At 63.0% G+C, this 24,520-nt stretch carries 20 protein-coding genes and 1 tRNA gene; 10 read left to right on the top strand and 11 right to left on the bottom strand.

From position 1 onward, the window contains the following. The first annotated feature begins 55 nt into the window (after positions 1 to 55). Positions 56 to 1,117, top strand: a complete 1,062-nt coding sequence (locus tag ACXJ1Z_RS17505) for an SDR family oxidoreductase (protein WP_463778419.1) — start codon at positions 56 to 58, stop codon at positions 1,115 to 1,117. 506 nt (positions 1,118 to 1,623) lie between these two features. Here the strand turns inward: ACXJ1Z_RS17505 and pncB are convergent. The 5 genes from pncB to ACXJ1Z_RS17480 all read right to left on the bottom strand — a co-directional run bounded on the left by pncB (position 1,624) and on the right by ACXJ1Z_RS17480 (position 9,127). Further along, complete coding sequence (gene pncB, locus ACXJ1Z_RS17500) at positions 1,624 to 2,928, bottom strand: nicotinate phosphoribosyltransferase (protein ID WP_463778417.1); 1,305 nt, start codon at positions 2,926 to 2,928, stop codon at positions 1,624 to 1,626. Positions 2,929 to 3,134: 206 nt separating this feature from the next. After that, complete coding sequence (locus ACXJ1Z_RS17495) at positions 3,135 to 4,286, bottom strand: hybrid sensor histidine kinase/response regulator (protein WP_463778415.1); 1,152 nt, start codon at positions 4,284 to 4,286, stop codon at positions 3,135 to 3,137. 5 nt (positions 4,287 to 4,291) lie between these two features. After that, positions 4,292 to 4,858 (bottom strand): chemotaxis protein CheB, encoded by a 567-nt coding sequence (locus ACXJ1Z_RS17490; RefSeq protein WP_463778413.1) that lies wholly within the window; start codon positions 4,856 to 4,858, stop codon positions 4,292 to 4,294. Next, a complete protein-coding gene (locus ACXJ1Z_RS17485) occupies positions 4,855 to 5,679 on the bottom strand; it encodes a CheR family methyltransferase (protein ID WP_463778411.1) in 825 nt (274 codons plus the stop codon). The genes ACXJ1Z_RS17490 and ACXJ1Z_RS17485 overlap by 4 nt, the downstream gene beginning before the upstream one ends. 10 nt (positions 5,680 to 5,689) lie before the next feature. Beyond that, positions 5,690 to 9,127 carry a response regulator gene (locus ACXJ1Z_RS17480; protein ID WP_463778409.1) on the bottom strand — a complete coding sequence of 1,146 codons (3,438 nt, stop codon included), beginning with the start codon at positions 9,125 to 9,127 and terminating at the stop codon, positions 5,690 to 5,692. Between the two features lie 557 nt (positions 9,128 to 9,684). On the opposite strand from ACXJ1Z_RS17480, the gene ACXJ1Z_RS17475 reads away from it, so the two are divergent. Next, on the top strand, positions 9,685 to 10,632 hold the full coding sequence (locus tag ACXJ1Z_RS17475) for a hypothetical protein (RefSeq protein WP_463778407.1): 948 nt from the start codon (positions 9,685 to 9,687) through the stop codon (positions 10,630 to 10,632). A gap of 617 nt (positions 10,633 to 11,249) precedes the next feature. On the opposite strand, the gene ACXJ1Z_RS17470 is transcribed toward ACXJ1Z_RS17475, so the two are convergent. Further along, positions 11,250 to 11,326 (bottom strand) — tRNA-Pro (locus ACXJ1Z_RS17470). A gap of 241 nt (positions 11,327 to 11,567) precedes the next feature. On the opposite strand from ACXJ1Z_RS17470, the gene yajC reads away from it, so the two are divergent. Genes yajC through secF form a run of 3 tightly spaced genes read left to right on the top strand, consistent with a single transcriptional unit; the run spans position 11,568 to position 14,525 of the window. Continuing rightward, the gene (gene yajC / locus ACXJ1Z_RS17465) at positions 11,568 to 11,903 is read left to right on the top strand and encodes a preprotein translocase subunit YajC (protein WP_463778405.1); all 336 of its coding nucleotides are present in this window, start codon (positions 11,568 to 11,570) and stop codon (positions 11,901 to 11,903) included. Positions 11,904 to 11,918: 15 nt separating this feature from the next. Then, entirely contained in the window at positions 11,919 to 13,526 is a 1,608-nt protein-coding gene (gene secD / locus ACXJ1Z_RS17460) for a protein translocase subunit SecD (protein WP_463778403.1), read from the top strand. 12 nt (positions 13,527 to 13,538) lie between these two features. Next, positions 13,539 to 14,525 (top strand): protein translocase subunit SecF, encoded by a 987-nt coding sequence (gene secF, locus ACXJ1Z_RS17455; protein ID WP_463778402.1) that lies wholly within the window; start codon positions 13,539 to 13,541, stop codon positions 14,523 to 14,525. Positions 14,526 to 14,556: 31 nt separating this feature from the next. On the opposite strand, the gene ACXJ1Z_RS17450 is transcribed toward secF, so the two are convergent. Together ACXJ1Z_RS17450 and ACXJ1Z_RS17445 are read right to left on the bottom strand one after the other, a co-directional pair. Further along, a complete protein-coding gene (locus ACXJ1Z_RS17450) occupies positions 14,557 to 15,744 on the bottom strand; it encodes a glycosyltransferase (RefSeq protein WP_463778400.1) in 1,188 nt (395 codons plus the stop codon). Between the two features lie 4 nt (positions 15,745 to 15,748). Then, positions 15,749 to 16,318: a helix-turn-helix transcriptional regulator gene (locus ACXJ1Z_RS17445; protein ID WP_463778399.1), complete on the bottom strand. Its 570-nt coding sequence runs from the start codon at positions 16,316 to 16,318 to the stop codon at positions 15,749 to 15,751. Positions 16,319 to 16,483: 165 nt separating this feature from the next. Here ACXJ1Z_RS17445 and ACXJ1Z_RS17440 point away from each other — a divergent pair, with 165 nt between their 5' ends. Further along, positions 16,484 to 18,289 carry a DUF885 domain-containing protein gene (locus ACXJ1Z_RS17440; RefSeq protein ID WP_463778398.1) on the top strand — a complete coding sequence of 602 codons (1,806 nt, stop codon included), beginning with the start codon at positions 16,484 to 16,486 and terminating at the stop codon, positions 18,287 to 18,289. Between the two features lie 23 nt (positions 18,290 to 18,312). Here the strand turns inward: ACXJ1Z_RS17440 and ACXJ1Z_RS17435 are convergent, their stop codons facing one another. Beyond that, positions 18,313 to 20,115: an ABC-F family ATP-binding cassette domain-containing protein gene (locus ACXJ1Z_RS17435; protein ID WP_463778397.1), complete on the bottom strand. Its 1,803-nt coding sequence runs from the start codon at positions 20,113 to 20,115 to the stop codon at positions 18,313 to 18,315. Positions 20,116 to 20,182: 67 nt separating this feature from the next. Here ACXJ1Z_RS17435 and ACXJ1Z_RS17430 point away from each other — a divergent pair, with 67 nt between their 5' ends. From ACXJ1Z_RS17430 to ACXJ1Z_RS17420, 3 genes are all read left to right on the top strand, one after another. After that, entirely contained in the window at positions 20,183 to 20,548 is a 366-nt protein-coding gene (locus ACXJ1Z_RS17430; protein ID WP_463778395.1) for a PepSY domain-containing protein, read from the top strand. Between the two features lie 90 nt (positions 20,549 to 20,638). Beyond that, complete coding sequence (locus ACXJ1Z_RS17425) at positions 20,639 to 21,316, top strand: response regulator transcription factor (RefSeq protein ID WP_463781286.1); 678 nt, start codon at positions 20,639 to 20,641, stop codon at positions 21,314 to 21,316. After that, the gene (locus ACXJ1Z_RS17420) at positions 21,288 to 22,721 is read left to right on the top strand and encodes an ATP-binding protein (RefSeq protein WP_463778393.1); all 1,434 of its coding nucleotides are present in this window, start codon (positions 21,288 to 21,290) and stop codon (positions 22,719 to 22,721) included. The genes ACXJ1Z_RS17425 and ACXJ1Z_RS17420 overlap by 29 nt, the downstream gene beginning before the upstream one ends. Positions 22,722 to 22,728: 7 nt before the next feature. Here the strand turns inward: ACXJ1Z_RS17420 and ACXJ1Z_RS17415 are convergent, their stop codons facing one another. Continuing rightward, on the bottom strand, positions 22,729 to 23,046 hold the full coding sequence (locus ACXJ1Z_RS17415; protein WP_463778392.1) for a chorismate mutase: 318 nt from the start codon (positions 23,044 to 23,046) through the stop codon (positions 22,729 to 22,731). 89 nt (positions 23,047 to 23,135) lie between these two features. Between ACXJ1Z_RS17415 and ACXJ1Z_RS17410 the strand changes: the two genes are divergently transcribed. Continuing rightward, a complete protein-coding gene (locus ACXJ1Z_RS17410) occupies positions 23,136 to 24,152 on the top strand; it encodes a polyprenyl synthetase family protein (RefSeq protein ID WP_463778391.1) in 1,017 nt (338 codons plus the stop codon). Between the two features lie 51 nt (positions 24,153 to 24,203). Here ACXJ1Z_RS17410 and ACXJ1Z_RS17405 read toward each other — a convergent pair whose 3' ends face one another. After that, positions 24,204 to 24,413: a hypothetical protein gene (locus ACXJ1Z_RS17405; protein ID WP_463778389.1), complete on the bottom strand. Its 210-nt coding sequence runs from the start codon at positions 24,411 to 24,413 to the stop codon at positions 24,204 to 24,206. Positions 24,414 to 24,520: the final 107 nt, after the last annotated feature.

Genomic DNA, 24,520 nt, shown 5'->3' with positions numbered 1-24,520 from the left:
CGCTCGACCGGGTACCTAGCTCCCGCATCGACGCAGGATTTCTCGGAGAGTCAAGATGGCCGGAACAGCATTGGTGGTCGGCGCGAGCGGCATAGTCGGCAGCGCGACGGCAACACTTTTGGTGGAGCAAGGATGGACCGTACACGGCCTTGCGCGCAATCCGGCGCAACAGGATGGCGTGCACCCGCTCTCGGCCGATTTGCAGGATGCGACCACAACCGCTGCGGCGTTGGCGGCGATCGAACCCGATGCGGTGTTCATCACGACCTGGCTGCGCCAGGCCAGCGAGGCGGAGAACATCAGGGTCAACTCGGCGATGGTGCGCAACTTGCTTGACGCGCTGCCAAAGCCCCGCTCGCCGCGCCATGTCGCGCTTGTGACCGGGCTCAAGCATTATCTGGGGCCCTTCGAAGCCTACGGGAAGGGCGCCATGCCGCAGACCCCGTTCCGCGAGGAGCAGGGGCGGCTCGATATCGAGAACTTCTATTACGCTCAGGAGGATAAGGTGTTTGCCGCGGCCAAACGGGACGGCTTCAGCTGGAGCGTACACCGCCCGCATACGGTGATCGGCAAGGCCGTCGGCAACGCCATGAACATGGGAACCACGCTGGCCGTCTACGCCACCTTATGCCGCGAGACCGGCCGGCCCTTCATGTTCCCGGGTTCCCAGGTGCAATGGGACGGGCTGACGGACATGACCGACGCCCGGCAACTTGCCAGCCACCTGCTCTGGGCGGCAACCACGCCGGCGGCCGCAAACGAAGCGTTCAACGTCGTCAACGGCGACGTCTTCCGCTGGAGCTGGATGTGGGGCCGCATCGCGGATTGGTTCGGGATCGAGCCAGTGCCGTTCGACGGAACCGTGCGGCCCTTGGAAGCGCAGATGGCCAATGATGGCCCGCTCTGGCGGCAGATCGCCGAGCGCGAGGGACTGGTCGAGCCCGACCTGTCGCGCCTCGCATCGCCATGGCACACCGATGCCGATCTGGGCCGACCGATCGAGGTGGTCACCGACATGAGCAAGAGCCGACGGCTCGGGTTCACCCGATACCAGCCCACCGACTATGCGTTCACTGAACTGTTCGCGGCACTGCGTGCCGATCGCCTGATTCCCTGAACGAAGAAGAGCAACGACGACCACCGACTTCGATTGATCCGACAACCTGCATCGCCCGCCGCTGGGTTCAACCCGGCCGGCGGGCCGCATGCCGCCGATGGTGACGCCGACCTTCTTCAGGCGGGTGGACGACACGCCCCGGAGCGAAAGACCGCAGGATCCGGGGTCGAGCAAAAGCCGGCACGGGCATGAAGTGCATCGTCCCAACTGGCAATCGCATGCCCTGGCGATCGAGGGAGATCCCAGCCAGGCGTTCGAGCATTGGGACGAATACTGGCGCAAGGTTCATGGCCCAAGTTCGCCTGGGACGAACCGGGCAGTTGGTCCGCCAGGGTGCTGCGCTGCGATCAGGTGCGCCGCATTGCCCAGCCTATCATCCGCGTTCCCACCATCCGCGGTTCTCGTTGCGAGATGACGTCAACCTGCGTCGAGAACTGCTCGCAGTCATGGCAAGCTGGGTCTCGGTCGAACTCGATGCGCATAAGCATCCCTTGGCTAACGCAGGCTTAGACCGAAACGTTGGCCTCCACCCTCCCAGCCGTTCCGAAGATCTTCAGATAGCGCGCGATCTCGGCTTTGTCGCCGGTCGCCTTGGCGGGGTTGTCGGAGAGCTTGACCGCGGCACACCCATTGGCGCTCGTGACTTTGGCGACCAGCGAGATCGGTTCGAGGCCCATTGCTCCATCTGGCGCGCAGCCGCGGAAGTCGTTGGTAAGGTTGGTTCCCCAGCCGAAGCTCATTCGCACTCGGCCTGCGAAGTGGCGGTAGGTCTGCTCGATCGTGTCGATGTCCATGCCGTCCGAGAAGATAAGCAGCTTCTCGCGCGGATCACGGCCGTGCGCCTGCCACCAAGCAATTATCTGCTCGCCACCGGCGATCGGAGGGGCGCTGTCGGGACGAAAGCCGGTCCAGTCTGCCACCCAATCGGGCGCATGCGCCAGGAAGCTGGTCGTGCCGAATGCGTCGGGGAGCACGATCAACAGGTTCCCGGCATAATGACGGCGCCAGTCCTCAAGCACGCGATAAGGAGCAGTGGCCAGCGCCTCGTCGCTTTCCGCGAGTGCGGCGAGCACCATTGGCAATTCATGAGCGTTTGTGCCGATAGCCTCGAGGTCGTTCTCCATCGCCAGCAGCACGTTGGAGCTGCCGATGAACGCGTGGCCGAGCCCCTCCTTCAGCGCTTCGACGCACCAGCGCTGCCACAGGAAGCCGTGGCGACGGCGCGTGCCAAAGTCAGATAGGACGAGATCGGGCAACCTGCGCAGACGCTCGACCTTGGACCAGAGCTTGGCCTTGGCGCGGGCATAAAGAATATCCAGCTCGAACCGGCCCATGGTCTTCATCGCCGCGCGCGATCGTAGCTCGTTGACGATGGCGAGTACGGGGATCTCCCACATCGTCGTATGCGTCCACAGGCCTTCGAAGCGCAACTCGAACTGGCCGTCAACCGAGCGCAACTCATACTCGGGCAGCCTGAAGTCTGCGAGCCAGGCGATGAAGTCGGGCGCGAACATCCGCTCCTGTCCCGCGAAGCTGTTGCCGGCGAGCCATATCAGCTCTTTTTTGGTGAAGCGGACATTTCGGGCATGATCGAGCTGGGCGCGCAGTTCGCCTTCGTCGACTGTATCGGCGAGCCGTACCGTCTTCGTGCGGTTGATGAGCGAAAACGTTGCCCGCACGTCAGGATATAAAATGCGGATCATCTGCAGCATCAGCAGCTTGTAAAAATCGGTATCAAGCAGACTGCGCACGATCGGATCAAGTCGAAAGCCGTGATCGTAGGTACGCGTCGCGATATCGGTAACGGGCATGTATTGTCTCTCTCGACCGGTGATCACGGGCACAAGGCACGCGTCATGTGCGACGCGTATAATGGCAAGGCGAAGCGCACTTCGATCGAGGGTCGTCCAAGGGACGTGTGTTTAGCTCATCGACGGCCTGGATTGAACATTGATGGTGCTGACACCGCCTACCCGCGCGTGAACAGAGTCATAGCGCCGTGGGCCGCCAAGGCCACTTACCTACGTTCCGCGTCCCTTGAATGGACGGTGAGCGGCAAGCGCACCTGAAAGACGCTGCCTCGATCCGGCGCGCTCGACTTGAGTTCGACCGATCCACCGTGAAGCTCGGTAAGCTGCTTCACCAACGCGAGGCCGATGCCGAGACCGTCCGAGGAAGCGAGCTTGCCGCCGACCTGCGCGAACAGTTCGAAGATCTTCGCCTGCATGTGATCGGGAATCCCGGGACCGGTATCCGACACCTCGACCACGATGTGATTGTCCGCGATCTGCGCCGAAAGGCCGATGCGCCCGGCAGCCGGGGTGTACTTGGCCGCATTGCTCAGCAGATTGCTGAAGATCTGCACCAGACGCGCATAGTCGGCGTCGAGCAGCAGCGGCTCGCCGGGGAAATCGACGGACAGCTCATGCCCGCCACTGTCGATATGATGGCGGCTTGCCTCCACCGCGAAGTTGAGCGCGTCCTGCAGGTGGACCTGGTCCCGTCGCAGTGAAATCTTGCCCTGGTCGATCCGCGCGATGTCCAGCAAGTCCTCGACCAGTCGCGTCAGCTGGCGGACGCATCGGCCCATCTGCTCGTGCACGACGTGCGCCGTCTCGGCGTCCTTGCGCCGTTCCAGCAGCCGCAGCCCCGCGCCGAACGCCATTACCGGGTTGCGAAGCTCGTGGCCAAGCACGGCGAGGAATTCGTTCTTGCGCCGGTCGGCGACCTGCAACTGCCGCGCAAGCGCTTCGAGTTCGTCCTTCTGCACGCTGATCTGGCGGCGTTGGCGGTAAAGATCGAAGAACACCGCGGCCTTGGAGCGCAAGATGTCGGGCTCAATTGGCTTCTGGATGAAGTCGACCGCGCCGGCCTCGTAGCCGCTGAAGCGGCGCTGCTGGTCCGCGCTTCCGGCCGTCAGAAAGATGATCGGCACATGGCGCGTGCGTTCGCTGCCGTGCATGAACTGGGCAACCTCGAAGCCGTTCATGCCCGGCATCTGCACGTCGAGCAGCGCCAGCGCGACATCGTGGGTCAGCAGCAGTTCGAGCGCTTCCTCGCCCGAACGCGCTTTCAGCAGGCGCAGCCCGTCGTCTTGAAGCAGGGCTTCAAGGGCGATGAGGTTCTCCTCCAGATCATCGACCAGGAGGCAATCGATAGGATCATCCATGGCAGTCATCGGGGGAGGCCAACGATATAGTCGGTGATCGCGGCCAGGTCGAGCACGCGGGCCGTGGGGCACGATGCCAGCGCCGCCGCCGGCATGGTCGGGGTGGAAGCCGTCGCGGGATCCTCGACGATCGCTGATCCGCCGGCCTGTGCGATCGCCTTGAGACCGGCGGCGCCGTCGTGGTTGGCGCCGGTCAGGACGATGCCGACGAGATCCGGTCCATAGGCATCGGCGGCGGTCTCCAGCAAAACGTCGATGGCGGGGCGCGAATGGTTCACCTGCTCGTCCATCGACAGCGCCAGCGTGCCATCGGCTTCCGCCAGCAAGTGATAGTCGGACGGCGCGAAATAGACGATGCCGGGTAGGGCGATCTCCTTGTCCTCCGCTTCCTTCACCGCGATGGCGCATTTGGACGCGAAGAGCGAGACCAGCGCGTTGCTGCGATCGGGCGGGATGTGCACCACGATCAGGATCGGCACGGGCAAGCTTGCCGGAAGCGCCGGCAGGATCCGCAGCAGCGCCTGTACCGCGCCCGCCGACGCTCCGATCACGATGGCCTTGGGCGCGCTCATCGGTCCAGCCTCTGGTACACCTTTTCCTCCCGCACGAAGTCGCGGTAGGAATCGGCGTGCTTGGAAAAGCGCAGGCTTTCCTTGGATCCCAGGCCCAGGAAGCCGCGCCGCGCCAGCGAGCCGGTGAACAGGCCGATGGCGCGATCCTGCAGGTCCTTGTCGAAGTAGATCAGCACGTTGCGGCAGGAGATCAGGTGCATCTCGGCAAAGACCTCGTCGGTCGCCAGGCTGTGGTCCGAAAAGACGACATGGTCGCGAAGGCTCTTGTCGAACACGGCCCGCCCATAATCGGCCGTGTAATAGTCGGACAGTGAGGTCCGGGCGCCGGACTGCTGATGGTTCTGGGTGAACTTGCGTACTAGGTCGAGCGGATAGATCCCGGCCTCCGCCGCGCGCAAGGCATCGGGATTGATGTCGGTGGCGTAGAAGATCGTGCGCTTGAACAGGCATTCTTCGCGGAACAGGATCGCCAGCGAGTACAGCTCCTCGCCATGGCTGCACCCTGCGACCCACACCTTGAGCGAAGGATAGGTCGTCAGGTGCGGCACGACGCGCTCACGCAGCGCGCGATAGTAGGCCGGATCGCGGAACATCTCGCTGACTTGCACGGTCAGGTAGTTCAACAGGCGCGGCAGGGTCGCTTCGTCGTGCAGCAGCGCCTCCTGCAGGGCCGAGAAGCTTGCGAAGCCCATCTGCGCGCGGGCCTGCACCAGGCGGCGCTTGATCGAGGCGCGGGCGTAGTGGCGAAAATCGTAGTGATACCGCTGGTGCAGCGCCTCCAGCAGAAGCTGGATCTCAAGATCCTCGACGCTGTCGTACATGTCAGGCTCCCTAGCGCCTCATCCACACACGCACCAGCGAGAGCAGCTTGTCGACATCGATCGGCTTGGACATGTAGTCGTTGGCGCCCGCCTCCAGGCAGCGTTGCTGGTCGTCGGGCATCGCCTTGGCTGTCAGCATGACGATCGGGAGTTTGGCCCATTGCGGATCGCTTCTGATTTCGCGCGTGGCGGCCAGGCCGTCCTTGACCGGCATCATCACGTCCATCAGCACGAGGTCGATCGCCGGCGCGCGGACGTCGATCGTCGCGGCCAGCGCGTCGATCGCCTCCTGGCCGTTGCGGGCGATCTGCACGATCGCGCCGCGTGGTTCCAGAACGCTGGTGAGCGAGTAGACGTTGCGCACGTCGTCCTCGACGATCAGGATGCGCCGGCCTTCCATGGCAGCGTCGCGATCGCGTGCCTTTTCGATCATCTCGCGCCGATCCGCCGGCAGGTCGGACACCACCTGGTGCAGGAACAGCGACACCTCGTCGAGCAGCCGCTCGGGTGATTTCGCGCCCTTGATGATGATCGAGCTGGAATAGCGGCGTAGCTGCTGCTCGTCGTCGGGTGACAGGTCGTGGCCGGTGTAGACGATGACCGGCGGGAAGCCATGATCTCCTTCCTGGCTCAGGGTCTCCAGCAGCGCGAAGCCGGTGGTGTCCGGCAGCGTCAGGTCGAGCACCATGCAATCGAAGGTCTGCTTGCGTAATTGGTCGAGACAATCGGCGGCGGTGCCGACGGCCACGGTCTCGACTTCGTCCGACAGCAGCAGCCGGCTTACCGCGTCGCGCTGCACCGGATCGTCCTCGACGATCAGCACGCGACGCATGCGGGTCGACAGCTTCTCCTGCAGGCTGGCCAGCACTTCGGCGAGCTTGTCGCGCTTCACCGGCTTGATGTGATAGCCGATCGCACCCAGCGCGAGCGCGGTGTGGCTGTGATCGGCGGCCGAGATGACGTGGATCGGGATGTGCCGGGTCTCGTCGTCGTGCTTCAGCCGGTCGAGCACAGTGAGGCCGGACTGGTCGGGCAGCCCGAGGTCGAGCACCACCGCACTGGGCTTGAACTGGTGGGCCAGCTTCATCGCTTCCTCGGCCGTGCCCGCGACGATGCACTGGAAACCCATCTCGCGCGACAAGTCGCACACGATCGAAGCGAACACCGCGTCGTCCTCGATCACCAGCAGGATCCGCCGGCCGTCAGTCAGCGCTCCGCGATCGTCCTCGACCGTCCAGCGCGGGGCGTCGGAGGAGGGGTTCGCAGCCGAAGCGGTCGTCGGCGTAGCGGGAGACGGGCGCTCGAGCGGAAACGGCTCGCGCTGTTCGCGCGGCGCGACCTGACCCGCATCGTAGGACAGCGGCACTGTCAGCGTGAAGGTGCTACCTTCACCGGGCTTGCTTTGCAGGGCGATCCGACCGCCGAGCAAACGTGCCAGTTCGCGTGAAATCGACAGGCCAAGCCCGGTGCCACCGAAGCGCCGGCTGATGGTGCCGTCCGCCTGCTGGAACGCCTCGAAGATGCTGGCTTGCTGCTCGGGCGAGATGCCGATCCCGGTGTCCTTCACGCCAAAGGCAATCCGGTCGGCCCCGGCGCTGGCGATCTGCAGCGTGACGCGGCCCTGTTCGGTGAACTTGAACGCGTTGGACAGCAGGTTCTTTAGGATCTGCTCCAGTCGCACGCGATCGCTTTCGAACGTGCGGGGCACATCGGCGGCAATGTCGATGGCGAACTCCACCCCGCGGGTCTGCGCCAGCGGCTGGAACAGCTGCTGCAGGTCGCCGGTCAAGCGCTGCAGGGCGAGGGGCTCGGGCTGGATCGTGACGTGCCCCGCTTCGATCTTCGACAAATCGAGGATATCGTTGATCAGCGTCAGCAGGTCATTGCCCGAGGATTCGATGGTCCGCGCGTACTTGACCTGTTCGTCGCTCAGGTTGCGCTTGGGGTTGTCGGCGAGCAGCTTGGACAGGATCAGCAGCGAGTTGAGCGGCGTGCGCAGTTCATGGCTCATGTTGGCCAGGAAATCGGACTTGTACTGGCTGGCCTGCTCCAGTTCACGCGCCTTGAGCTGCAGGCCGGCACTGGCGCGGCTCAACTCGTCGCGCTGGTTCTCCAGCGTCTGCGCCTGTTCCTCCAGCTGGCTGTTGGTCTGTTCGAGCTCGACCTGCTGCTGTTCGAGCCGGACCTGCGACTCCTTGAGGGCGCGACCCTGCTCCTCAAGCTCTTCGTTGGTGACGCGAAGCTCCTCGCTCTGCGCCTGCAGCTCGCCGGCCTGACGCTGCGTTTCCTCGAGCGCATCCTGCAGCCGGGCGCGAAAGCGTGCCGATCTGAGCGCGACGCCGATCGCAGACGAGCTCTCTCGCAGAAGCTGAAGCACCAGATCGTCCACCGGCTGGAAGAAGCCGAGTTCGAGCACGGCATTCACCGCGCCGTCCGCCTTCATGGGGACGATCACCAGATGACGCGGATTGTCCCGGCCGAGTGCGGAGCCGATCCGAAGGTAACCGTCCGGCACATCGTTCAGGACCATCGCCTCGCCCTCGGCCGCGACCTGGCCCAGCAAGCCTTCCTTCAAGGCGAAATGGGTCGGCACGGGCGCCTCGGGCGGGATGCCGTGCAAGGCCATTCGGACGAATTTGCCGCCTTCACCTTTGAACAGCGCTCCGCCCTGGCAGCCGGTATATCTGGCGAGGAACGCCAGCACGTCCTGACTGAGCTGCTCGAGTGTCTTGTCGCCTCGGATCGCGTCGGCAAGGTCGACTTGCCCCGCCTGCAGCCACGTTTCACGCGCGCGTGCCCGGCCGTTGCGATGGAGGAGGAGGAAGACGGCAACCGTCAGGCCGATGCCAAGCAGGCCGGACACGATGCCGCTGGTGATGGCCCGGCGCGCGGCATCGGCCATGTCGGCGATCCGGATTTCTCGCAAGCGCATCTCCTCGCGCGCCATGACCTCGAGTTGCGCGCGTATCGCATCCATTTCGATCTTGCCGCGATTGCTGGTGACGATCGTGAGCGCTTCGCCAAGCCTGCGTGTGCGTCGCAGGTCGATCGTCTCGGCCAGCTCGGCGAACTTGGCGGCGACGTGCCGGCGCAAGGGCTCCATATTGGCCTGCTGGGTGGCGTTGTCCCGGGTCAGTTCCGTAAGCGTCTTGAGCCGCTCGGGCATCTGCTGGACCGCACCGCGGTAAGGGTCGAGGTAGCCGGTGGCACCCGTCAACAGGTAGCCGCGCTGGCCGGTCTCCGCATCCTGCGCGGTGGAGAGCAACTCGTCTAGGGCGATCATCACGCTGTGGGTATGGCGCACCGCCTCGTCGCTCTTGCGCAGAGCCTGGATGTTCCAGATCGCCACCATCGTGCTGACCACGAAGAACGCAAGCCCGAACACCAGGCCGACCTTGTTCCACGCGGCACCGCGCGAGCTCTTCTCCAGCCCTACTGTATCTAACATGGTCTGCGGTTCTCAAATCAACTGGCATGCGACGCTCACGCCTACTGATAGAACCATGCGCAGATCAAGCGCTGACCTCGGCGCACGTGACGCCAAGGTCTTCCGGATCTCCGCTTCGCGCCACGGCGGAAGCGGCGATAGCTATTGCTCCATCCAAACGGGAGCCCGACTCCTGGGCACGCCGAAGCAACCACGCCGCGGTGCGTTTCATCGCCTCTCAATGCGCGTGAGCGGCTGATCCGGGATTCGCCCGAGAAGATCATAACGCCTCCACCAAACCTCCATGAATCCTCGCACGCGCGTCCATCGAGCGGACCTAAACGTCGAAGATAGAACAGCGGGCATTTCGACACGCCGCGTCCCATCGATCTCGAGAAGTCAACTTGCCGGCCGTGATGGCCAGCCAAACATGTTGAGGCTCTATGACCACTATCCAGCACCACTCTCTGCCCCGCTTAACGCTCGCCTTGTCGGCGGCGACGTTGGCTTTGACATCGCCGCTGTTCCCCCCCGCGGCTTTCGCTCAGGCAAGCATAGACGTCATGGGGCGGCGACATGTGACCCACCGCGAGATGGCGCCGGTCGTGGTCGAAGACGCGATCAACATCATTGGCGTCGATGGCATGAAGCCTGGCAGCAAGGGCCGGCTCGAGATCGGCGCGGAAGGGCTGACACTGGCGAACGATAAATCGAACAGCGTCATTCCCGCAGACGCGATCAGCTTCTTCGCCATGGATCACAGCACCAAGGCCCTGATGCGAGGCGCTACCGGCGTCTTGGCCAGCCTGGCCCCCAATGGTGCAGGCCAGATCTACAGTGCGATCCGGCCTGGAGCGGAAACGCTGACGATCTTCTATCGCGATGAGGACGATGCCCTCCACGGAGCGGTCATCCTGCTGCCGAAGTCGAGCAAGGAAGCGGTGATCCGCGCCTTCGCCGATCTCGACCTGGAACCAGGCGATAGCGCCAGGCTGGAAGAGATGTACGCGGATCCTGCTCCGCAGGTGCCCGCCGCACGTACGCGCGATCACCGCCGATCCGCTCGCAGGGCGGTGACCATCGCGCTGCCCAGAGCGAACGGGCTGATGCCCCCGTCGTTCACCGCCGCCACTTATGAGGCGATGATCGTCGAAGTGAACAAAGGCGGCATCTTCAGCGATGTCTGGCGCCAAGGCGACAGTCGCGCCGATGACAACGCGCTAAATCTCACCCTCGACATTACAAGTTACAAAAAGGGCAATGCCGGCGTCCGCGGCGCCATACCGGTCGTGGGTATGATCGCCGGAAAGACGCTCATACAAGCGGATCTCCGGCTCGAAAACACCACCGGCGAGGTGCTGTTCGAGAAAGACGTCGAGGGTTCGAAGCGGATGATGGGCGAAAGCATCGGCGCAAGCACGAGCCTGGCACAGCGGGTAAGCAAGGCGCTCGTCAAGGAGTCGCGCCTTTCGGGCGGGGCCTGGTCGAACCGCGAAGTCGCGATGCGGCAATACGCGCCGCGATAATGCCTTGATGGGACATCCGACGAGCGCCCGCAGCAGTCTGTTGTAAGCTCACCCGAGCAGGGTTGTCTGTATGCAGCGCAGGAAATGAGATCCCATCGCCCGCCGCACGGTCGGGCCCTCAGCTATGAGCTTGTGGAACATTGCGCGCGCTGCTTCGGCGTGATCTGACCGGTTCCGACTTGATGGCGCAAGCTGAGGACATTTGGTCATCGTCCTCGCGCTGATCGTACGTTGAGGTGCGCTGGGCTCGCCATCCAGCGCTGAACAACCGGGGTCGCTGCGTCAGGGAGATGGCAGCAACGACCAAGCATGTGCCGAGGTAGTGCATCGATCGCGATCACGATCCGCATCGAGCGTACTACTGGCTCCGCACTCCGAGCCTCTGCCGGCGTAGCGGCGCATGCGGGACATCATGCGTGTACCTGGGCCGGGCGATCACTACGGCCTCGAAGCCGCGAAAGCACGCACGCGTTCTCGATCAGCATAGAGGTGCGCGTACTAGGGATTGGCGCCAAGCAAATCTTGCAATGCGCGCTTGGTGTGCTGACCAACACATGGGAATGAAAAAAGGACAGCTTTCGCTGCCCTTTTGCAAGCATCGCAAGATGCCGTTCCATTGGTCGGGACGAGAGGATTCGAACCTCCGACCCCCACACCCCCAGTGTGATGCGCTACCAGGCTGCGCTACGTCCCGACCGGAGCGGCGCCTATAGGCAAGCCCGCTGGCGAGTGCAAGTGCGACGAGGGCAGGGTGGATGAAGAAGGCGCCGGGATGGTCGCACCCTTATTTCGCGCGCTTCACCGTGCAAGCGCTTCGCGTTGCCAGCGCGTCGCGTTACTGCTAACCGCGCGCGCTGTTCATACTGTTTGCGATCGTGCGGCAAAGCTGATGCCCGTGACGCCAAGACCACTGATTAGAAAGCGTCCCGCCCCCCATGCACACCTCCGTCCTTTCCCTGCTCGCCGCTGCCGGTGCCGGTGCGACACCACCCGTCTGGCTCAGCTACCTGCCGTTCGTGGCGATGGGTCTGATTTTCTGGTTCCTCATCATGCGTCCGCAGATGAAGGCGCAGAAGACGCAGAAGGCGAAGCTTGAAGCGATCAAGAAGGGGGATGAGGTGCTGACCGGCGGTGGCCTGATCGGCAAGGTCGTGCGCTCCGACGACACATATGCCGATGTCGAGATCGCGCAGGGCGTGAAGGTGAAGGTGCTCAAGTCGACGATCGCCGACGTCATTCCGCCGGCTGGCGCCAAGCCCGCGAACGATTGATCGAGAAAACCACCAATGCTTGATTTTCCCACCTGGAAACGGGTCTGGTACTGGGGGCTGACCGCATTCGCGATCGCCGCCGCGCTGCCCTCTCTGTTCTCGATCGCCGGCCTGCCTTGGCCCCGTGCCTTGCCCAGCCCGATGGTCAACCTCGGGCTCGACCTCGCCGGCGGCAGCCATATTCTGCTCGAGGCGGACAAGCGGCAGGTCGCGCAGCAGCGGCTCGAAAGCATGGAGGAACAGATTCGTGGCCGACTGAAGGCTGCGGAACCGGCGATCCAGATCGGGGATATCTCAAGCCAGAACGGCCGCCTGTCGTTCATGCTGCAGAACTCCAGCCAGGTCGATGCCACGCGCGAAGCGATCATGCCGCTCACCACCGGGGCGGGTCTGACCGGTCAGCGGGACTGGGATATCCAGGTCATCGATGGCAGCCGCTTTGTCATTACGCCTACCGCTGCAGGGATCAGCCAGGCCGTTACGAACGCGATGGATACAGCCGTCGAAGTCGTGCGCAAGCGTATCGACGCACTTGGTACGCGCGAGCCGACCATCCTGCGCCAGGGTGACGAGCGCATCGTCGTCCAGGTACCGGGGCTGCAGGATCCCAGCGCACTTAAAAAGCTGCTCGGCCAGACCGCGAAGCTCGAGTTCAAGCTTGTCGACGTGTCGGCCATGCCGGATGACGTCGCGAAGGGCATCGCGCCTCCGGGATCCGAAATCCTGCCGTTTGCCGACGCCAAGGAAGGTCGCGGTCAGCCTGCGTTGGCCGTCAAGCGCTTGGGCGGGATCAAGGGTGACCAGCTTACTGATGCCAAGCAGGCGTTCGATCCGAAGACCAACTCGCCCGTCGTGTCTATCACGTTCAATAGCGCGGGCGGCGCCAAGTTCGCGAAGCTGACGAGCGAGAACGTCAATCGGCCTTTCGCGATCATCCTTGATAACAAGGTGCTGTCGGCACCCAACATCAACGAGCCGATCCTGGGCGGAAGCGCGCAGATTTCCGGGAGCTTTACCGTGCCCGAGGCGACCCAGCTCGCCATCGCCTTGCGATCGGGTGCGCTGCCGGTGGATCTCGCCGTCGTCGAAGAGCGTACCGTCGGGCCCGATCTGGGCGCCGATTCGATTCACAAGGGTCTGGTCGCGATGGCGATCGGATCGTTCCTGGTCATGCTGGTCATGATCCTGGTCTATGGCCGCTTCGGCATCTACGCCACGGTGGCGCTGGTCATCAACGTGCTGATGATCCTTGGCATCATGGCCTTGATCAACACGACGTTAACGCTTCCGGGTATCGCCGGCTTCGTGCTGACGATCGGCGCGGCGGTGGACGCCAACGTACTCATATACGAACGCATGCGTGAGGAGCGCAAGAAGGGCAGGCGGGTCGTCGCCTCGGTCGAGAATGGCTACAAGGAAGCCAGTCGCGCCATCTATGACGCCAACGTAACCAACGCGATCGCCGGCGTGTTGCTGTTCATCTTCGGTACCGGGCCGGTCCGTGGCTTCGCCGTCGTGCTGATCATCGGCCTGTTCACCAGCGTCTTCACCGGCGTCACCCTGACCCGCATGTGGGTTGCCGACTGGCTGCGCAAGAAGCGGCCGACCGAGCTGAACGTCTGAGGGACGAGACACATGAAATTGCTCAAGCTCGTTCCCGAAAACACCAACATCCACTTCCTAAAGTGGCGGGTGCCATTCTATGTCGTCAGCGCCATCCTAGTGATCGCAAGCTGGACGCTCGTGTTCACCAAGGGCCTGAACTATGGCGTCGATTTCGCCGGTGGACAGGAGATCAGCGCCACCTTCACCAGGCAGACACAAGCACCGGTCAGCGAGCTTCGTGATCTGGTTGGCGCGCTGGGCTACGGCGATCCGGTCATCCAGCGCTTCGGCAAGGACAACGAAGTCTCGATCCGCACCAAGCTGCCCGAAAGCGCCGAAGGCAACCCCGCAGCCGCCGAGCAGATCAGCAACCGTATCATCGGCAGCGTACGCAAGGCTTATCCCGATGTCCGCATCGACGGCATCGACACGGTCTCGGGCAAGGTATCGAGCGAGTTTCGCGACAAGGCGCTCTACGCCTTGCTCGCGTCGATGATCGCGGTCGCGATCTACATCTGGATTCGCTTCGAATGGCAGTTCGGTGTCGGTGCGCTGCTATCGCTGGTGCATGACGTATCACTGACGATGGGCATGTTCGCGCTGTTCCAGATGGAGTTCAGCCTACAGATCATCGCCGCAATTCTTGCGTTGGTCGGCTACTCGCTCAACGATACCATCGTCGTCTATGATCGTATCCGCGAGGATCTGAAGAAGTATCGCCGCATGCCGCTGCCAGAGTTGCTCGACATGTCGGTGAACGAGACCTTGGCGCGTACCGTCATGACCTCGGCATCGCTGCTGATCGCGTTGATCCCGTTGTTGCTCTTCGGCCCCGAAAGCCTGTTCGGCATGACCGCGGCAATCACGCTGGGTATCTTTGTCGGCACCTACAGCTCGATCTATATGGCGGCGCCGATCCTCATCTGGTTGGGCGTGAGTTCGAGCAGCTTCGTCGCCAACGAGAGTGCGACCGACAAGCAGGACCGCCTGACCCGCGAGCAGGGCGGCAAGCGCTGATCGGCGCCGCAGCGCGAGTTGCAAGGTCAGACTATTCGGCGATCACATCGCGCCAGAACGCCACGAGGCTCGCGGCGTTTTCGGCCCAGCTGAACCGCGCTACGTTCTGTGCCACGTCGTCGGGTGGCGGCGGGTCGGCAAATATCTCGCGAATGGCGTTCGCGATGGCGGCGGCTTCGCGAACGACGATGCGCCCGGCGCTGGCGGTTCGCACGATTTCGCCGGCACCGCCGATATCAGGTACTACGATCGGGGTACCGCAGGCCAACGCCTCGACCCATACGTTGGCGAGGCCCTCACTGGCGGACGGCAGCACGAGCACATCGGCAGCAGACATCAGCGCAGGCAGGTTATCGTGGCCCACCTGCCCCAGGAAACGAACACGATCTTCAAGGCCGAGCCTGCGCGCGTGATCGCGCAGCGCGGCTTCGTCCTCGCCTGTTCCCGCAAGAGCGAGGATCGTCATGGGTAAGGCGGCCAAGGCGTCGATCACCAGCCGCTGTCCCTTGCGAGGAATCAGCGCGCCTGGCGTCACCAGAAGGTGCGCGTCGCCAGCAATCGTCAGTCCCAACGCGGCGGTCACTTGCCGACGGGCATCGACGCGGGGCATCGGTTTGAATCGCGTACGATCCAGGCCGGTGTAGTGCACCCGGATGCGTTCGGCCGGCATTCCAAGCGCGATCATGTCTTCGCGCAGCGCTGCGCTGACCGCAAGCAGGCCGCTGGCCCGCGAGGCTGCGCGCAGCATCTGGCCGAGCGCCTTGCGTCGGGCACCCCAGTAATGGATGTCGGCGCCGCGCGACTTGATCGTCAGCGGCAATCCCAGTCCATCGGCAACGATCGCGGCAGCCGGACCATCGGGGAAGAAGAATTGCGCATCGACCAGATCGAACGGTCGCTCCGCATGCAGCCGACGCGCCATCGGCATGATGGCTGCGGCGATCCGCTTTGGATTGCTGTCTCCCCCCAGCTTCGGGATCAGCGTAAAGCGCGGGTAGTGCACCGGCAAACCCGCCACGTCGCTCTCGGGTGGGATCGTCCTCAAGCTCGCGTAGGGCTTCTTGAGCGAAAGCGGCCATGGCGGTGTCCCGATCGGACTGATCATCGTAAGATCGACGTCCTCGCGCGCCGTCACATTGCGCATCTGGTTGCCGACGAAGATGCCGAAGCCCGGCCTTACCGGGGTGGGGAAGAGGGTCGCAATCGAAAGAACGCGCACTCGATCAGAGTTTCCGCACCAGCATCTCGGCGACCGCCAGCCAGTCGGTAGCGGCGATCTTGACCTGCTGGCTACCACCCGGCGGGAGCAGCGCGATCCCGTCCCGGTCGTGATGCACCAGCTTTCCAAACACGAACCGACCGCCGTCTTGGAGGACCAGCACATCCCGATTGATGGCGCGCGCAGCCTGGTCGACGGTGGCCTCGCGCAGCCAGATCTGGTCTCCGGGGCGATAGTCGCCGCTCGCGGCTTCGACTGCGATCACGCGCAACATACCGTCGCCAGAAAGTGCGGTAGGCAGCAACGCGTCACCCGATCCGGTCGGCGCGCTTATGCCACCGGCGCTCAGCACCGCAGTGATCCGTGGCTCTCCAGCAGTCTCGCTACGCAGCAGAACCTCTGGCTCGACACCAAGAGCAGCTGCGATCCGGTTCATCCATATGAGTGAGAGGTTGCGCATGCCGGTTTCGAGGCGACCTATTGTCTGCGCCGTGGTCGGCGGATCGCACGCCGCAGCCACTTGCGCCAAGGTCATGCTCTTCTGCGCGCGAATGTCGCGGATGCGGTTGATCATTGGTGCCTCGCGTCCTCTAACCGTTCTGGTTTAGCGCTCTCGTACATCGCGCCTGGTTTGGCAAGTCACCGTGGCAACCCACGGCATGGCCCACCGACCGAAGGCGGCTTGCCTCGTTGCCTATCAATCGCTTACGTTGCCCAACTGAGTAACGGGAGCAGCACCATGCATCGCCGCGAATTTATCACAACCAGCAGCGCCGCACTGGCATTCGCATCCTTGCGACCCGGCATGGCCATGGCGCAATCGCCCGCAGATGCACGCCTCAAGGTGGTAATGGACGAGATATTCTTCTCGGATGTCGATCTGGAACCGGAAACGGCAACCGAACGTGGCTTCGACAAAGGCGATCGGGCCGCGCTCAAATCCCGGCTCGATGACAATAGCGCGGCGGGCCAAGCCAAGCGTACGGCCCAGGATCGCAAGTCATTGGCGCAGCTGCAAGCGATCTCACCCGCCAGCTTGAACCAGACATCCCGCCTGCAACGCGAAGTGGCGCTTTATGTCATCGGTCAGCGGTTGGTGCCGGAAACGTTCGGTCTCGATTCGATCCGTCGGCCCTACCGCTTGTTCCAGCAAGGCGGCGCCTATTTCAGTGTCCCGGATTTCCTCAACAGTCGCCACACGATCGAGACCACCGCGGACGCGGACGCGTATCTGGCTCGCTTGTCGGCCTTCCGCGGTGCGCTGGATGACGACACTAGGTACCAGCGGGCGATGGCACCACGTGGCGTGGTCGCGCCGGGCTGGTCGCTCGACCTGACGCTCGGCCAGCTGCGCCAGCTCCGTCATGTGCCCGCTACGCAGAGTACGCTGGTCGAGTCGCTGGTCCGACGCACGCGGGAACAGAGCATTCCGGGGGACTGGTCGATGCGCGCGGCGAAGATTCTCGAAAGCGAGGTCTATCCCGCCCTCGATCGCCAGATCGCCCTGCTGACGGAGTTGCGCACAAGCACACCGGCGGGTGATGGTGTCTGGCGGCTCAAGGATGGCGATGCGATCTACGCCGCCGCGCTCAAGGACAGCGTTACGACCGACATATCGCCGGAAGACGTGCACCAGATTGGCCTGAGGCAAGTGGCTGAAATCGGCGCCCAGCTTACCACCATGCTCGACGCCGCCGGATACAAGGGGGCGAATGTCGGACAGCGCCTGGCCGCACTGAACGCTGCGCCCGAACAGCTTTACGCGAAAACCGATGCCGGCCGCACCGCGATGATCGCAAGCCTCAACCAGGGTGTCGAAGCGATGAAAGGGCGGTTGCCCAAGGCGTTCAACAGCATTCCCGATCAACCGCTGGAGATCCGCCGCGTGCCACCCGAGATCCAGGATGGTGCCTCCAACGGGTATTATTATCGGGCACCGCTCGATGGTTCACGGCCGGCAATCTACTGGATCAACCTCAAGGATACGGCCGACTGGCCGAAGTATCAGCTACCGTCTTTGACGTATCACGAAGGCATCCCGGGCCATCACCTCCAGCTTGGCTATGCCGCCAGCAGCGGGGAGGTTCCGCTGCTTCTGCGAAGCCTGTTCATCTCCGCCTATGGTGAAGGCTGGGCACTCTACGCCGAGCAATTGGCCGACGAACTGGGTGGCTACACGGGATTGGAAAAGGCGGGATATCTGCAGTCGTTCCTGTTCCGCGCGGCGCGTCTGGTGGTGGACACCGGGATCCATTCCAAGCGGTGGAGCCGTGAGAAGGCGACGCAATACCTGGTCGAGACCGTCGGTTTTTCCGCCGGACGTAGCCAGCGCGAGGTCGAGCGCTATTGCACGCAGCCCGGACAAGCCTGCAGTTACAAGATCGGGCACAACAAATGGACCGAGCTTCGTCAACGTGCTCAGACCAAGCTAGGCGACAAGTTCGAGCTGGCCTGGTTCCATGATGTGCTCAAAGAAGGGCTGATGCCTTTGCAATTGCTGGAAAAGCGTGTCGACGAGCGGATCGCCGAGCGCATGCGGGCCTGACTTGCGGCGTGCAGAGGGAGGGCTCAGCCCTCCACCAGCGCCGCCAATTCGAGCCAGCGTTCCTCAGCCGCGTCCTTGTCCGCACGCGCTTTGGCGACGGTCGCGGTCAAGGCGGCGAATTTTGCGGGATCACGGACGTAAAGTGCCGGGTCGGCCATCGCTATTTCATCGCGAGCGATGGCAGCGTCGAACTCCTCGATCCGCTTTGGGAGCAACTCGTAGTCGCGCTGATCCTTGTACGTCAGCTTGACCTTTGTGGGTGAAGGTTGCGCTTGCGGGGCGGCTTCTTCCTTGGCCTTGCTCGTCTTGCCGGATTGGGTGCGTTGCCGGCGCTTCGTTTCCCAATCCGCATAGCCGCCGGCGATCACGTCGACATGGCCCGTCCCATCGAGGCCGAGCGTCACGTTCACCGTCCTGTCCAGAAAGTCGCGATCATGGCTGACGATCAGCACGGTACCCTCGTAATCGGCGATGACCTCCTGCAGCAGGTCGAGCGTTTCCAGATCGAGGTCGTTGGTAGGTTCATCCAGTACCAACAGATTCGACAACCGGGCAAACTCGCGTGCCAACAGCAGCCTTGACCGCTCTCCGCCCGAAAGCGTCCCGACTTTCGCCTCGACCATACCGGGGTCGAACAGGAATTCCTTGAGATAGCCTTGCACGTGCTTGCGCACACCACGAACGTCGATCCAGTCGCCACCTTCGGCGATGACGTCACGCAGCGTCTTTTCGGGACTGAGCAGGCTGCGCTGCTGATCGATGACGGTCGCCTGCAGCGTCTTGGCGAGCGAGATCTTGCCCTCGTCGGGTTCAAGCTCACCGGTGAGGATCTTGAGGAGGGTGGACTTGCCCGAACCGTTCGCGCCAACCAGGCCGATGCGATCCCCCCGCTGGATGCGCAAGTTGAAATCCTTGATGACGGTGCGAAGTCCGCTGCCGTCGGGCTTCTCGAAACGCTTGGTGACGTGCTCGGCGACGATCACTGACTTCGTCTTGCTGCCGTCGGCCTCGATCTTGAGCTTGGCCGCGCCCTGCGGGTTCATCATCGCGGCACGGGCGGCGCGCATCTCCCAAAGCTTGGCGAGGCGCCCCTGATTGCGCTTGCGCCGGGCGGTCACGCCGCGCTCGAGCCAATGTGCCTCGATCTTGAGCTTGGCGTCCATCTTGTCGGCCGCGCGCGCATCCTCGGCCAGCACTTGCTCCTCCCAGGCTTCATATCCGCCGAAGCCGACGTCCTTGCGCCTTAGTCCGCCACGATCGAGCCAGAAGGTCGAACGAGTGAGCCGAGTCAGGAAGGTGCGGTCATGGCTGATGACCACGAAGGCGCCGTTATAGCGTTGCAGCCAGCTTTCGAGCCATTCGATCGCTGCAAGGTCGAGGTGGTTGGTCGGCTCGTCGAGCAGCAGCAAGTCGGGTTCGGATGCCAGAGCCCGGCACAGTGCGGCCCGTCGACGCTCTCCTCCGGAGGCGCTGTCAGCCGCGCGCGACAGGTCGATCCCGAGTTGATCGGCGATGGCTTCGATCTCGAATTGGGGCGGCGCATCGTCCCCCGACAGCGTGAAGTCGAGCAGGGTTTCATATCCGCTGAAAAAGGGATCCTGTTCCAGCGTGATGATCTTGGTTCCTGGCTGAACCGAACGCGTACCGCGATCCGCCTCGACTTGCCCGGCGATCAGCTTGAGCAAGGTTGTCTTGCCCGCGCCGTTTCGTCCGATGAGCGCCAGCCGATCGCGTGGAGCGATGCTCAGGTCGAGGTTTTGAAAAAGCCAGCCAGAGCCCTGGATCAGGCCCAGGCCTTCCCAGCTGAGGATCGGTGCAGTAGCCATCGTCGCGCCCTAGCGGCTGCATGCCCGCCCTGGCAAGGGTAGTGTGGCCGCTGCGCCACATGTTGCCATGTTTCTGCCGTATTCACGGCTTGTTCAAGGGCCGCGCCACAAAGGTCGCTTCGACATGAAAAGACAACAAATCCTCCATGGTCTCGCGCTAACCTTTGGCGCTGCGAGCTTTTTTCCGCTTCCGGCGCAGGCTGACCAGGTCAGTGAACAAGGGCAGTTGCGGCGTGAGAGGCGAGCAGGAACCGTCCGCTCGACACGCGAAATAGAGCAGATCGTTCTGCCACAGATGTCCGGCATGCAGTATCTTGGACCCGAATACGATGCGGCGGCAATGGCCTATCGCCTGAAGTTCATCCATGACGGAAAGGTCGTCTTCGTCGATGTCGATGCGCGGTCTGGCCGGATCATCGGCCGCACGCGATAGCCTGACTGATGAGGTGACGGAACCGTGGGCTTTCTTGACCATTTCGCGCACTCGGCCCATCTGATTGCCGAACCTGAGGGAGACACCATTTTGCGCATCCTGATCGTCGAGGATGAACCCACGCTCGGCAACCAGCTTAAGAACACGCTGGAGCAGAATGGTTACGCCATCGATCTGTCTACTGACGGCGAGGACGGGCACTTCATGGGCTCGACCGAGGAGTATGACGCGGTCATCCTCGATCTCGGGTTGCCGGAGATCGATGGGCTTACGGTGCTCGGCATGTGGCGCAAGGAGGGCCGCAACTTCCCGGTTCTGGTGCTCACCGCCCGCGATAGCTGGTCTGACAAGGTCGCCGGCCTGGATGCTGGTGCGGACGATTACCTTGCCAAGCCATTCCAGACCGAAGAATTGATCGCTCGGCTGCGTGCGTTGATCCGCCGTGCTTCCGGCAATACTTCGAGCGAGCTGACGGCAGGCGATGTGCGCCTGGACACGCGCTCGGGCCGCGTGACGCTGGCCGGTGAACCCGTGAAGATGACCGCCCAGGAGTACAAACTTCTCGCGTATCTAATGCATCACAAGGGCAAGGTGGTAAGCCGCACCGAGCTGATCGAGCACATCTACGATCAGGATTTCGATCGCGATTCCAACACGATCGAGGTTTTTGTTACGCGCATTCGCAAGAAGCTTGGCGCTGACGTGATCACGACCATTCGTGGACTTGGCTATAGTCTCGATGACCCTGCCGACCAGCCCAGAGGCTGAGGCGAACCCAGTCGAAAGCGGGGAACTGGATCGCCAGCGAAAGCGTCGGCGTCGGCGTGTTCCGGGAACCGGTTCGCTCGCCCGGCGCATGATGCTGATCGCGGCGGGCTGGATTTCGATCCTTCTGCTGGGTGGCGGTTTGCTGCTTGACCGCACCCTGACTTCACAAGTCACGCGAAGTTTCGACGATCAGTTGGGTTACATCCTGACCGGCATGATTGGCTCGGCCGAGATCGGACCGGATGGTGAGGTTTTCTTCAATCGCCCCTTGGGAGATCAGCGTTTCCTCGAACCGAATAGCGGGTTGTACTGGCAAATCCGTGGCAGCGGGCATGAGGATTTCCCATCGCGCTCGCTGTGGGATCGCAGTCTTCAGGTGCCGCTCAACCACTTCGATGCGCAGCCGCACTTCTACGATAGCGACCAGTTCGAGGGCGAGCCGCTTCGGGTCATGGAGCGGTCGATCATTCTGCCAGGCAGCAAGACCCAGTGGATGTTCACCGTCGCCGCCAGTCGTGAGGATCTGAACGAGCAGATCAAGGACATCCGTTCGATCCTGTTCTACAGTTTCCTTGGCCTTGGCCTGGGCTTGCTGGCGATGGCGGGAATGCAGACCTGGTACGGGCTCTTCCCGATGCGCCACGTGCGCCGTGCGATAAGGCGACTGCGCACGACCGGTGCTGCGCAACTGACCGAGCCTTTGCCACAGGAGGTCCAGCCTCTGGTCGAGGAGCTGAACGCGCTACTGGAGCATACCGACCGCCAGGCGCAGGAAGCGAGAACGCATGCGGGAAACCTTGCCCATGCGCTCAAGACGCCGCTTACGGTGGTGATGAACGCGGCGACGGCGCGGGCACCCGACCTTGGTGACACGGTCATCCGCGAGGCCGCGGTGATGCGACGACAGGTCGATCATCATCTGGCGCGCGCCCGTGCCGTAGGCCGACGTGCTGCGGGCCTCTCACGAGCGGGCGTATGGTTCAGCCTCGAAGCCGTTCTTCGCGCGGTCGAGCGGCTTTACGCAGGGACACGCTTCGATCTGGCTGGCAATCACGACGCGATGGTCGCGCTGGAAAAGCAGGATCTGGAAGAACTGCTGGGCAACGTAATCGAAAACGCCGCGAAGTATGGTGGCGGAAGCGTCTTCGTCACGGTCGACGAGACCAAGGATTCCCGCTGGTGCGAAATCTGGGTTGAGGATGACGGACTGGGTATCCCGGCGGCGGAACGCACGCGAATCTTCGATCGCGGGGCGAGACTGGATACGGGGAAGCCTGGAACCGGTCTGGGCCTGGCGATCGTGCGCGATGTCGCCGAGATCTACGGTGGTAGTGTCGAACTTGGCGAGAGCGAGGATCTGGGCGGCCTCCTGGTCAAGCTCAAGCTGCCGCGAGCCGTGGCTTGACCCCGCGCTATCCAGCTGCCTTCGCGCGCTCGTGATGGCGGATCACCTCGTCGATTATGAACCGGACGAACTTCTCGCCGAAATCGGGATCGAGCTGGGCATCCTCGGCCAGTTTGCGCAACCGCGCGATCTGGCGTTCTTCACGGCTTGGGTCGGAGGCGGGCAGGTGGCTCTGCGCCTTGTAGGTACCGACCGCCTTGGTGATACGAAAGCGTTCGGCCAGCATGTGGATCAGCGCGGCGTCGATATTGTCAATGCTGGCGCGATAGCCGGCGAGCACGGGATCGATCGCAGGTGTTTCGGTAGGGTTGAAAGGCTCGCTCATGCGGCGATCCGCTAGCATGGTCGTACGGGCAATTCCACTGGCGGCTTTGCGCTTGCCTTGCGCCGCCGCACCCGGCATGGCTTGATGCGATGAGCGCCGATGTCGTACCGCTTCGTTCGCGCGAAGCAGAACCCTCGCTGTCGCCCATGCTCGCGCTGACGGCGCATGGCATGAACAGCGTCAATGCCGTGATCCTGGACCGGATGCAAAGCGAGGTGCCGTTGATACCGGCCCTGGCAGGGCATCTGATCTCGGGGGGCGGCAAGCGGCTGCGTCCGATGTTGACGGTCGCAGGTGCAGAGTTGTGTGGTTACCAGGGCACGCGCCACCACAAGCTGGCGGCCGCGGTCGAGTTTATCCACACCGCGACACTGCTCCACGATGATGTTGTGGATGGCTCGGACTTGCGCCGTGGAAAGGCAGCGGCGAACATCGTGTTCGGCAATCCCGCCACGGTGCTGGTGGGCGATTTCCTGTTTACCCGCGCCTTCGAACTGATGGTCGAAGACGGCAGCCTCAAGGTTCTGAAGATTCTGTCGAAGGCCTCGTCGGTGATCGCCGAGGGTGAAGTCGATCAACTGGTCGCCCAGCGGCATATCGACACTAGCGAGGAACGCTATCTTTCCATCATCGGTTCGAAGACGGCTGCCTTGTTCGCAGCAGCCACGCGGATCGCTGCGGTCGTCGCCGAGAAAAGCGAAGCCGAGGAACTGGCGCTCGACGCGTATGGACGCAATCTCGGCATCGCGTTCCAGCTTGTCGACGATGCGATCGATTATGATTCCGAGGCGGAGGAAAGCGGTAAGGGAAAGGGCGACGACTTCCGCGAAGGCAAGATGACCCTGCCGGTGATACTAGCCTACGCGCGCGGATCGTCCGATGAACGCAAGTTTTGGCAGGATGCGATCGCCGGGTTCCGCACTGAGGACGAGGATCTTGCATATGCGATAACGCTGATCAACCGCCACGGCTGCGTCGTGGCAACGCGTGAACGCGCGCGCCACTACGTTCAGCGAGCGATAGATGCGATTGCCGGCTTTCCCAGCGGTGCCGCTCGCGATGCCATGGTCCGCGCTGCCCTGTTCGCCGTCGCACGGCGATATTGAGCATCGAACTACCCCACCGGCATCTGCCGTGTGGGGTCGTCCAAGCGGAGCTTACTGCTCCTCTTCTTCGTCTTCGTCGACGCCCAAGGCTTCTTCCTCGTCGCTGTCGAGGGCTTCCTCGATCGCCTCCGAGATCACGTCCAGCACTTCATAATCTGCCGTGTAGTCGACCGTGTCACCGTTCGCGTCTTCGATGGTGATGCGATAATCCTCGCCCTTGCGGACGATACTGAAGGTCGCAAGTTCCTTTGCAGCTGCCATGATGTTTGCTCCGATCGCGTTGCAGTTCGGGAGCGCTAACCGTGGCTGAGGCAATAGGTTGCAGCCGAACGTATCCAAAACGACGAATGTCGCACGAAGCTGCGGCG

Source organism: Novosphingobium sp. TK46, from assembly GCF_055361525.1.
Note: the sequence above shows the minus strand (reverse complement) of the source record. Positions and strands in the feature narration are given on the sequence as shown.